Genomic DNA, 10,103 nt, shown 5'->3' on the forward strand with positions numbered 1-10,103 from the left:
ATCTTGTTGTGGGACGAATGGAAAAAAGGGGGCTTGAGGCGGCTACCAGTGCGCGGCGCGCCGGCCGTCGTGGTGCAGCAGGCGGCCCTTGTCGGCAGCGGTCACGCCGGCCAGCGTGGTGCGCATGCCGCTCACGCTGTCCTGCACTGTGAGCGGCGCTTCGCCACCGCCCATGTCCGTCTGCACCCAGCCGGGGTCGATGGTGATGAGGGTGGCGCCCGGGTAGTCGTGCTGGGCCGAAGCCACGGCCATGTTGAGCGCGGCCTTGCTGGTGCGGTACAGCCAGGATTCGCTGTCGTCCACGCTGCCGATCTGCGACATGGAGCTGGACACGAAGGCGAACACGCCCCCGGCATCGGCCACCATCGGCGCCACCTGCGGAAGGGCCTGCATGGCGCCCAGCACGTTGGTGTGCATCACGGCATCGAAGTCCAGTTGGGTGGGCGGCGTGAGCGCATTGGGTCGGCGCAGCACGCCCGCCACATACAGCGCCAGGTCGATCTTTTCGCCATCGAGCAGCCAGGCCAGGCCGCTCACGCTGGCGGGGTTGGCGACGTCCACGGTGAGCACCTGCGCGCCCAGGGCCTGCAGGCGCTCGCGCCCCGCATCGTCGCGCGCGGTGGCGATCACGCGCTCGCCCGCCTCGGTGTACTGGCGCACCAGCTCCAGGCCGATGCCGCGCGATGCGCCAATGATGAGGATGGTGGCCATGCCGAATCCCGTTCCAATAAAAAGTGAAAGCCTTCAGTGCACGGCGAATTCGAAGTAGCCGGACCAGGCGGGATCGAAAGTGGTCGAGAGCTCCAGGGACGCGGCCTCGTCGCGCAACAGCAGCGGCGCCAGGGCCTGCTTGGCCAGTTGCTCGTCGCCCACGTAGTAGACGGCCTTGCGGCGTCCACCGCGGCTCATGGTGTAGGCCAGGATGCCCAGCTGCGGCAACTCGAGCAGCGTGGCGGCCTGGTCGTGCAGGTCCTGCACGGCTTCGAGCTCGGCGCGGTCGCCCACGGCCAGGTCCAGGGTGAGGGCCCAGGCCAGGTCGGCACGCATGGCGACCGGGTTGGCGCTGCGGTTGATCATGACGATGGCCGTGTCCTGCGACTCCCCGGCCTCCTGGTCGTCCGAACCGCCAAAGGCCAGGGTCAGGCCCTCCCATTCATGCTCGCCCATGGGAAAGTCGCCGGTGCGCCCCAGGGTCTCGCTCCAGTAGCGGTCGAACACGGGGGGCAGCAGGCTCAGCGGGGTCCACTCGGCATCGGGGTCGGCCGACTCCTCCACGAAGTCCACAGCCCCGACCTTCACGGCAAAGTCGTACTCGCCCAGCACATGGTCGATCATGATGAAGGCCATGTTGCGCGCATGGTCCTGGAAGTCCTGCGGAATCTCGCGGGCGAAACGGATCTCGAGCGCGGCCTGTCCGTCGTCCTGGCTGCAGGTGATCAGCACCTCGGAGGTGGACAGCTCGAAGCCGTCCATGCCGATCGGGAAGTCCGGCTGCTGCGTGCGCTCGCGGAACGCACGCACTGCGTGGTGCTGCAGCCTGGGCGCGGCCGCCACCACCTGCGCGAGCAGGGGGAAGCGGTCGATGCTGCCGTGCGCGGTGACGATCAGGTCCACCACCGCATCGCCGTCGCCACCGGACATCTCCAGCGCCAGGCCTTCCAGATGCCGCTCCAGCAGGGCATTGCCCTCCTCCACGCGTTCGCGCAGCGGCAGGGCATGCAAGGCGCCCTCGGAGTCGGCGAATTCGCGCCAGAAGGCGGTGATGGCGGCAGGGGTGGCGTCCATGGCAGCGGGCTCCGGAACGGAGGATGTGGTGGTGAGATCGCTATTGTTGGCCGAAATCAGACCAGTTCCAACGCCATGGCCGTGGCCTCGCCGCCGCCGATGCACAGCGTGGCCAGGCCCTTGGTGAGGCCGCGGGCCTTCAGCGCATGGATCAGCGTGACCATGATGCGCGCGCCGCTGGCGCCGATGGGGTGGCCCAGGGCGCAGGCGCCGCCGTTCACGTTGACCTTGTCGTGCGGCAGGTCGAGTTCCTTCATGAGCGCCATCGGCACCACGGCAAAGGCCTCGTTGATCTCCCACAGCTGCACGTCGCCCACGGCCCAGCCGGCCTTGGCCAGCGCCTTCTGCGTAGCGCCCAGGGGCGCGGTGGCAAACCACTCGGGCTCCTGCGCGTGCGTGGCATGGCTCACGACGCGGGCGATGGGCTTGCAGCCGAGCTTCTTCGCAGTGGATTCGCGCATCATCACCAGCGCGGCGGCGCCGTCGTTGATGCTGGAGCTCGACGCGGCGGTGATGGTGCCGTCCTTCTTGAAGGCGGGTTTCAGGCCGGCGATCTTCTCGAGCTTGACCTTGCCCGGGCCTTCGTCCACCGACACCACGGTCTCGCCCGCACGGGTCTTGACGGTGACGGGCACGATCTCGGCCGCGAACGCGCCCGATTCGGTGGCGGCCTTGGCGCGCTGCACGCTGGCGGTGGCGAATGCATCCTGCTGCTCGCGCGTGAACTGGTACTTGGCGGCGCAGTCTTCACCGAAGGTGCCCATGGAACGGCCGGCCTCGTAGGCGTCTTCCAGGCCGTCGAGCATCATGTGGTCAAAGATGCGGTCATGGCCCAGGCGGTAGCCGCCGCGGCCCTTCTGCAGCAGGTAGGGAGCGTTGGTCATGCTCTCCATGCCGCCGGCGACCATCACGTCGTGCGTGCCGGCCAGCAGCATGTCGTGGGCCATCATCGCGGCCTTCATGCCGGAGCCGCACATTTTGGACAGGGTGACCGCGCCCGCGCCCTTCGGCAGGCCGCCCTTGAAGGCCGCCTGGCGCGCGGGCGCCTGGCCTTGCCCGGCCATCAGGCAGTTGCCGAACAGCACCTCGCCCACGGCATCGGGTGCGACGCCGGCACGCTCCATGGCGGCCTTGATGGCGGCGCCGCCCAGGTCATGGGCGGCCAGGCTGGAGAAGTCGCCCTGCAGCGAGCCCATGGGGGTGCGTGCGGCGCCGACGATGACGATGGGGTCTTGGGGGTTGCTCATGGCAATGTCTCCTGCAGTGGGTTGGATGGGGGTCTGGTCAAAAACTCAATCGCGCGGCCGGTCCCGGAAGCGCCGGTCGGTGTCGTAGGGGAACACGTCGTACACATGGCCGGCCTGGATGCGCTCCTTGTGCGACTGCCAGAACGCGGCGTCCAGCAGGTCGGCGTGGTGCTGCATGAACACGGCGCGCACGGCGTCGTTGCCCAGCAGGAAGGGGCCGAAGGTCTCGGGAAACACGTCGCGCGGGCCCACGGCGTACCAGATCTCGCCGCTCATCTCTTCTTCCTCGTTGCGCGGCGTGGGCACGCGGCGGAAGTTGCAGTCGGTGAGGTATTCGATCTCGTCATAGTCGTAGAACACGACCTTGCCGTTGCGCGTGACGCCGAAGTTCTTCCACAGCATGTCGCCCGGGAAGATGTTGGCGGCCACCAGGTCCTTGATGGCGTTGCCGTACTCGATCACGCTGTGCTCCATCTGCTGGCGCGCGCGGTTGTCCGCCAGGCCGGTGTCGAAGGCCTCCTGCAGGTAGATGTTGAGCGGGATCATGCGCCGCTCGATGTACAGGTGCTTGATGATGACCTCGGTCTGGCCATCGCCATCGCGGTCGCTGATCTCCAGCTGGCTCTCCGCGAACTTCTGGATCTCGGCGATCAACTCGTCGTCGAAACGCTCGCGCGGAAAGGCCACCTCGCTGTATTCGAGCGTGTCGGCCATGCGGCCCACGCGGTCGTGCTGCTTGACCAGCAGGTACTTGGCCTTGATCTGCTCGCGCGTGGTCTCCTTCTGGTGCGGGAAGTAGTCCTTGATGAGCTTGAAAACGAACGGGAAGGACGGCAGGTCGAAGACCAGCATGACCATGCCCTTGATGCCGGGCGCGATGCGAAAGCGGTCGCTCGAATGCCTGAGGTGGTAGAGGAAGTCGCGGTAGAACAGCGTCTTGCCCTGCTTGGCCAGGCCCAGGGCGTTGTAGATCTCGGCCCGCGGCTTGCGTGGCATGAGGCTGCGCAGGAACTGCACGTAGGCACTCGGGATCTCCATGTCCACCATGAAGTAGGCGCGCGCAAAGCTGAACAGCATCTGCAGGTCGTCCTCGCCGAACAGGGCCGCGTCGATGTACAGCCGGCCATCGGCATCGTGCAGGATGGGCAGGGCGAACGGCACTTCGTTGAAGCCGTTGATGATCTTGCCCACCACGTAGGCGCCCTTGTTGCGAAAGAACAGGCTGGCCAGCACCTGGATCTGGAAGTTGGCGCGCAGGCGCACCTTGTCCAGGCGGCCCTGCATGGCGCGCAGCACGTGGCCGGTGTCGCGCGACAGGTCCGCGAACGTGCCCTGCAGCTGGAAGTTGTCGATGATGCGGGTGAGCGTGCCGTGCAGGCTCTCACGCGAGGGGTAGTAGGCGCGGTAGGTGGGCCGGGCCGCGGGCTCTTCGTTCTCGATGTACTCGGTGCTTACCGCGGGCCGCACGAAGATGAAGTCGTTGTGGAAATGCGTGCGGTGCAGGATCTTGCAGGTCACCGAGTTGAAGAAGGTCTCGGCCAGCTCGGGCTGGTGGTGGTTGACCAAAAGGCCGATGTAGTGGAGCTTGACCTGGTGCCACACATCCATGGGCTGGGTGCCGGCGTCGTACTCCTTTTCGAGCCGGCGCACGCATTCCTTGACGCGCAGGTCGTAGAACTCGATGCGCTCGCGCTGGGCGCGCTGCTGGCCATGCCAGTCTGCGGTCTCGAAGCGGTGCTTGGCCCGCGCGGACTCGGTACGGAACAGGCGGTAGTGGCGGTTGAAGCCGTCCATCATCGCCTTGGCGATGTCGTACGCCTGGGGCGAATCGAGTCGTTGCGGGAACATGGGCTGCCTACCGATCCTGCAGGGCCGTGGGCTCAGCCTCGCCGGGTGGCGGCCACGCCCGCGATGGCCGCCTTGTACAGCGACTCCAGCCCCTCGGTGCTGTCCACCGTCATGTGCAGGTTGTTGATCAGGCCATCCTTGAGGCCATAGCACCAGCCGTGCAGCGTGACCTTCTGGCCGCGGCCCCAGGCGTCGAGCATCACCGTGGTCTGGGCGATGTTGACCACCTGCTCGATGGCGTTGAGCTCGCACAGCACATCGTGGCGCCATTCGGGCGCAGTGGCGGCGATCAGTTCACGGTGGCGGTCGCGCACGTCCTGCACGTGGCGGATCCAGTTGTCGGCGAGGCCCACGCGGATGCCTTCCAGCGCGGCCAGCACGCCGCCACAGCCGTAGTGGCCCACGACCATCAGGTGCTCGATGTGCAGCTGGTCCACCGCGTACTGGATGGTGGACAGGCAATTGAGGTCGGTGGGCACCACCACGTTGGCCACGTTGCGGTGCACGAAGACCTCGCCAGGCTCCAGCCCGGTGATCTGGTTGGCGGGTACGCGGCTGTCGGAGCACCCAACCCACATGTACTTGGGCTTTTGCTGCGCCAGCAGGCCGGTGAAGAAGCCGGGGCGCTCACGCTCCATCTGGGCCGCCCAGGCGCGGTTGTGGACAAACAGGTCTTCGATGGAGGTGCTCATGGGGTCTCGGCTCTCAAAAGGTGGAATCGGCCTGCGGGTTCAGCAGGTCTCGGCAAACAGTTCCCGGCCAATCAGCATGCGGCGGATCTCGCTCGTGCCCGCGCCGATCTCGTACAGCTTGGCATCACGCCACAGGCGCCCCAGGGGGTACTCGTTGATGTAGCCGTTGCCGCCGAAGATCTGCACGCCCTCGCCCGCCATCCAGGTGGCCTTCTCGGCGCACCAGAGGATGACGCTGGCGCAGTCCTTGCGAACCTGGCGCACATGGTCGGTCCCCAGCATGTCCAGGTTCTTGGCCACGGTGTAGGCAAACGAGCGCCCCGCCTGGAGCACGGTGTACATGTCGGCCACCTTGCCCTGGATGAGCTGGAATTCGCCAATGCTCTGGCCGAACTGCTTGCGGTCGTGAATGTAAGGGATGACGTTGTCCATCACCGATTGCATGATCCCCAGAGGTCCTCCGGTCAATACCGCGCGCTCGTAGTCCAGCCCGCTCATGAGCACCTTGGCGCCCTGGTTCAGGCCGCCCAGGATCTGGGAGGCGGGCACCTCGACGTTGTTGAACACCAGCTCACCCGTGTGGCTGCCGCGCATGCCCAGCTTGTCGAGCTTTTGCGCCACGCTGAAGCCGGGCATGCCCTTCTCGATCAGGAAGGCGGTGACGCCGCGCGCGCCCAGCTCGGGCTCGGTCTTGGCGTAGACCACCAGGGTGTCGGCATCGGGGCCGTTGGTGATCCACATCTTGCTGCCGTTGAGCAGGTAGTAGCCGCCCTTGTCCTCGGCCTTGAGCTTCATGCTGATCACGTCGGAACCTGCACCGGGCTCGCTCATCGCCAGGGCACCCACATGCTCGCCGCTGATCAGCTTGGACAGGTACTTGGCCTTTTGCGCTTCGCTGCCGTTGCGGTTGATCTGGTTCACGCACAGGTTGCTGTGCGCGCCGTAGGACAGGCCCACCGAGGCGCTGGCACGCGAGATCTCCTCCATGGCCACCATGTGCGCCAGGTAGCCCATGGCGGCACCGCCGTACTGTTCGGGCACGGTGATGCCCAGCACCCCGAGCTCGCCCATCTTGCGCCACAGGTCCATGGGGAACTGGTCATTGCGGTCGATCTCGGCAGCGCGCGGGGCGATCTCGGCCTGCGCGAAGTCGCGCACGGCGTCGCGCAGGGCGTCGATGTCTTCGCCCAGTTGGAAGTTCAGGCCTGGCAGGTTCGCGGGGATGCTCATGGTTTGTCTCCTGGTAGGAAGTGAATGGTGAGGATTTGGGGCACGACGATCTCAGTTGTCCACGGCGCTGGGAGCCACATGCGCGGGATAAAACTGGCACGGCAAAAGCCAGTGCCCCCGTGCAAGGGCCGCCCCGCCGCACTGGGGGCGTCCCCCTCCCGCCTCGCGCAGCGGGACGAGAGAGGGGGAAGGCGCGAAGCGACTCAGGGGGTGTCTCATCTCAGCCCCGGATGTTGTCGCGGCCGGTCACGGCCATCAGCGTGCAGCCCATGGTGGCCACCAGCTTGTCGCCCTGGGCGCCCACGGCATAGGCGCGCCCTTCGGTCACGGTGATGGTGCGGCCGGGCTTGAGCACCCGGCCTTCCATGCGAAAGCGCTCGCCCTGGGCAGGGGCCAGCAGGTTGATCTTGAATTCGATGGTGAGCACGGCGGCATCGTCGCCCATCAAGGTGAACCCGGCGTAACCGCAGGCGGAATCGAGGGCCGTGGCGACCATGCCGGCATGCAGGAAGCCGTGCTGCTGCGTGAGACCGGCGGCCCAGTCGAGTTCGATGTCCACCGCACCGGGCTCGATGCGGGCCAGGCGGGCGCCCAGCGTCTGCATGGCGCCCTGCAGGGCGAAACTGTCCTTCACACGCTGCACATAGCGTGGACTTCTCACCTCGAAAGCAGGGCTGGTCACGGCAGGTTCCTGGAAGGAAATTGAATTGACGTTTACGTAAACGTCAATTATGGCTCATTTTTGCTGTTCGACCTTGTCGAGCAGTGCCCGGGCCTCCTGCTCGTGTTCTTCCACCTCCTCCAGGTTGGCCTGCAGGTCGGCCAGCTGCTCCTCCAGCTGCCTGCGGTGCAGTGCCAGCACCTCGAGGAATTTGCGCAGCTGCGCGCCCGTGTCGCGCGGGCTGTCGTACAGGTCGATGATTTCCTTGGCCTCGGTCAGCGACAGGCCCAGGCGCTTGGCGCGCAGAGTCAGGCGCAGGCGGGTGCGATCGCGTGCGCTGTAGATGCGGTTGCGGCCGGCCGGGCCGGTGCGCTCGGGCTGCAGCAGGCCCATGTCTTCGTAGAAGCGCATGGCGCGCGTCGTGAGGTCGAACTCTTTGGCAAGGTCGCTGATGGTGTAGGAGGTGGCCATGGGCTTCGTGCGGGAGACGGGTTTCGCACTGGCGACAGTCGCTTTGCGAACCGTCCCTACAATGCAGTGAATCTGACGTTTACGTTAACGTCAATGCTAACCCAACCAGGCACTGCATGAACCCCCTCGAACACCAAATCACCTACCCGATGGGCGACACTCTTCCAACGCCGGGGGTGGCGATGGACGTGGCACCCGGGGTGCGCTGGATCCGCATGGGCCTGCCGTTTGCACTCGACCACATCAACCTGTGGCTGCTGCGCGACCGCCAGCAGGTAGGCAACACCCTGGTGGACGGCTGGACGGTGGTGGACTGCTGCATCGACAACCCGCTCACGCGCGCGCAGTGGGAGGAGGTGTTCGCCTCCAGCCTGGACGGCCTGCCCATCCTGCGCGTGATCGTGACCCACATGCACCCGGACCACATCGGCCTGGCGCACTGGCTCTGCGCGCGCTGGGACGTGCGCCTGTGGATCAGCGCCACCGACTACTACGCGGCCCGCGCGGCCATCGGCAACCGCGATGGATTCAGCGGCGAGGCCGCAACCGATTTCTATACCTCGCATGGTGCGCGCGACGAGGAGTTCCTCAGCCACGTGCAGGGCCGCGGCTCCTACTACCACTCGCTGGTGCCGGACCTGCCCACCACCTACCGACGCCTGATGGATGGCGATGCCGTCGAGATCGGCGGGCGCAGCTGGAACTGCATCAGCGGCTATGGCCATGCGCCCGAGCACATCGCCCTGCACTGCCCCGAGCTGTCGGTGCTGGTCAGCGGCGACATGGTGCTGCCGCGCATCTCCACCAATGTGAGCGTGCACGCGGCCGAGCCCGAAGCCGATCCGCTGCGGCTGTTCCTCACCTCGATCAAGCGCTACCTGGCGCTGCCGGCGGACACGCTGACGCTGCCTTCGCACGGCAAGCCGTTCACGGGCCTGCATGTGCGCATCGGGCAACTGCAAGCCCACCACCAGGAGCGCCTGCAGGAGATCGTGGATGCCAGCCTCCACGGCCCGCTGTCGGCCACGGATGTGTTGCCCGTGATGTTCAAGCGCCCGCTCGACCCGCACCAGATGACCTTCGCCCTGGGCGAGGCACTCGCCCACCTGCACCTGCTGTGGCTGGACGGCGGCTTCGAGCGCACACTCGACGACCAGGGCGTGTACCGCTTCGGGCCCCGGCAGCAGCCGCCTGCCAACTGACGGCTTTTGCAGCCAATAGGCGCCTTCATAGCGCCAATGGGCTGCACCGCGGTTCGCCTGCCTGCCGTGTCAGGCGTCCTGCTGCCGCAGCTGTTCTTCCACCCGTGTGCGCAGCTGCTCTTCCTGGGCCCGCAGTTCAGGCGTGAATTCGGCGCCAAAGTCCTCGGCCTCGAAGATCTGGCGGATCTCGATCTCGGACTCGCCCAGCATCGGGTTCGGGCAGCGCTTGACCCAGGCGATGGCCTCCTGCAGGGAGGCACATTTCCAGATCCAGAAGCCTGCAATCAGCTCCTTGGTTTCAGCGAACGGCCCATCGACCACCTGGCGGTCCCTGCCCGCAAAGCGCACGCGAGCGCCCCTGGAGCTGGGATGCAGGCCTTCACCGGCCTGCATTACGCCGGCCTGCACCAGTTCTTCATTGAAGCGGCCCATCTCGGCCAGCATGTCCTCGCGAGGCATCACGCCCGCTTCGCTGTTGGCATCGGCCTTGACCAGAATCATGAATCGCATGGGGTTCTCCTTGGGTCGGTTGGACAGACAGAGCAAGAGGCTCTGTATACACGACGGACCAGGGAGCGCGCATTCGACACATGCAACGAAATATTGGCGCCCCAGGGCACCGGGGAGCCGCAGCACGGAGCGGCCCCTGCCTGGCCACCCGATGGGGCAAACGCGTTTCGGCCGCCCCAAAGCAAACGCCCCCAATACCAAAATGGTACTGGGGGCGGTTGGGCTGTAAGAGCCTGACGATGACCTACTTTCACACGGGAACCCGCACTATCATCGGCGCAAAGTCGTTTCACTGTCCTGTTCGGGATGGGAAGGAGTGGTACCAACTTGCTATGGTCATCAGGCATAACTTGGTGTCGGACTGTTCAAGGAACAGCCTGACGAATTCATAGAGTATGGAATCAGATTAGATTTTTGTATTTTTGACTGCGTCTAACTTGGCATAACAATCTTTGAG

At 65.9% G+C, this 10,103-nt stretch carries 10 protein-coding genes and 1 rRNA gene; 1 reads left to right on the top strand and 10 read right to left on the bottom strand.

The features are described 5' to 3' along the window. Positions 1–42 precede the first annotated feature (42 nt). The 8 genes from AC07PF_RS10155 to AC07PF_RS10190 all read right to left on the bottom strand — a co-directional run bounded on the left by AC07PF_RS10155 (position 43) and on the right by AC07PF_RS10190 (position 7,934). Entirely contained in the window at positions 43–711 is a 669-nt protein-coding gene (locus AC07PF_RS10155) for an SDR family oxidoreductase (RefSeq protein ID WP_494611747.1), read from the bottom strand. 33 nt (positions 712–744) lie between these two features. Then, positions 745–1,785 (bottom strand): DUF695 domain-containing protein, encoded by a 1,041-nt coding sequence (locus tag AC07PF_RS10160; RefSeq protein WP_494611748.1) that lies wholly within the window; start codon positions 1,783–1,785, stop codon positions 745–747. 56 nt (positions 1,786–1,841) lie between these two features. Further along, the gene (locus tag AC07PF_RS10165; RefSeq protein WP_494611749.1) at positions 1,842–3,032 is read right to left on the bottom strand and encodes an acetyl-CoA C-acyltransferase; all 1,191 of its coding nucleotides are present in this window, start codon (positions 3,030–3,032) and stop codon (positions 1,842–1,844) included. A 45-nt stretch (positions 3,033–3,077) separates the two neighbouring features. Continuing rightward, a complete protein-coding gene (aceK, locus tag AC07PF_RS10170; RefSeq protein WP_007860648.1) occupies positions 3,078–4,880 on the bottom strand; it encodes a bifunctional isocitrate dehydrogenase kinase/phosphatase in 1,803 nt (600 codons plus the stop codon). A gap of 32 nt (positions 4,881–4,912) precedes the next feature. Continuing rightward, entirely contained in the window at positions 4,913–5,572 is a 660-nt protein-coding gene (can, locus tag AC07PF_RS10175; RefSeq protein ID WP_494611750.1) for a carbonate dehydratase, read from the bottom strand. A gap of 39 nt (positions 5,573–5,611) precedes the next feature. Next, a complete protein-coding gene (locus tag AC07PF_RS10180; protein WP_007860644.1) occupies positions 5,612–6,802 on the bottom strand; it encodes an isovaleryl-CoA dehydrogenase in 1,191 nt (396 codons plus the stop codon). Between the two features lie 220 nt (positions 6,803–7,022). Beyond that, complete coding sequence (locus AC07PF_RS10185; RefSeq protein WP_007860643.1) at positions 7,023–7,484, bottom strand: PaaI family thioesterase; 462 nt, start codon at positions 7,482–7,484, stop codon at positions 7,023–7,025. A gap of 54 nt (positions 7,485–7,538) precedes the next feature. Further along, complete coding sequence (locus tag AC07PF_RS10190) at positions 7,539–7,934, bottom strand: MerR family transcriptional regulator (protein WP_007860641.1); 396 nt, start codon at positions 7,932–7,934, stop codon at positions 7,539–7,541. A gap of 116 nt (positions 7,935–8,050) precedes the next feature. On the opposite strand from AC07PF_RS10190, the gene AC07PF_RS10195 reads away from it, so the two are divergent. Next, positions 8,051–9,136, top strand: a complete 1,086-nt coding sequence (locus AC07PF_RS10195; protein WP_007860639.1) for an MBL fold metallo-hydrolase — start codon at positions 8,051–8,053, stop codon at positions 9,134–9,136. 69 nt (positions 9,137–9,205) lie between these two features. Here the strand turns inward: AC07PF_RS10195 and AC07PF_RS10200 are convergent, their stop codons facing one another. Then, positions 9,206–9,646 carry a YciI family protein gene (locus tag AC07PF_RS10200; protein ID WP_007860637.1) on the bottom strand — a complete coding sequence of 147 codons (441 nt, stop codon included), beginning with the start codon at positions 9,644–9,646 and terminating at the stop codon, positions 9,206–9,208. 231 nt (positions 9,647–9,877) lie between these two features. After that, positions 9,878–9,990: ribosomal RNA gene (gene rrf, locus AC07PF_RS10205) — 5S ribosomal RNA — on the bottom strand. Between the last annotated feature and the right edge of the window lie 113 nt (positions 9,991–10,103).

The organism is Acidovorax sp. GW821-FHT10A04, assembly GCF_059415825.1.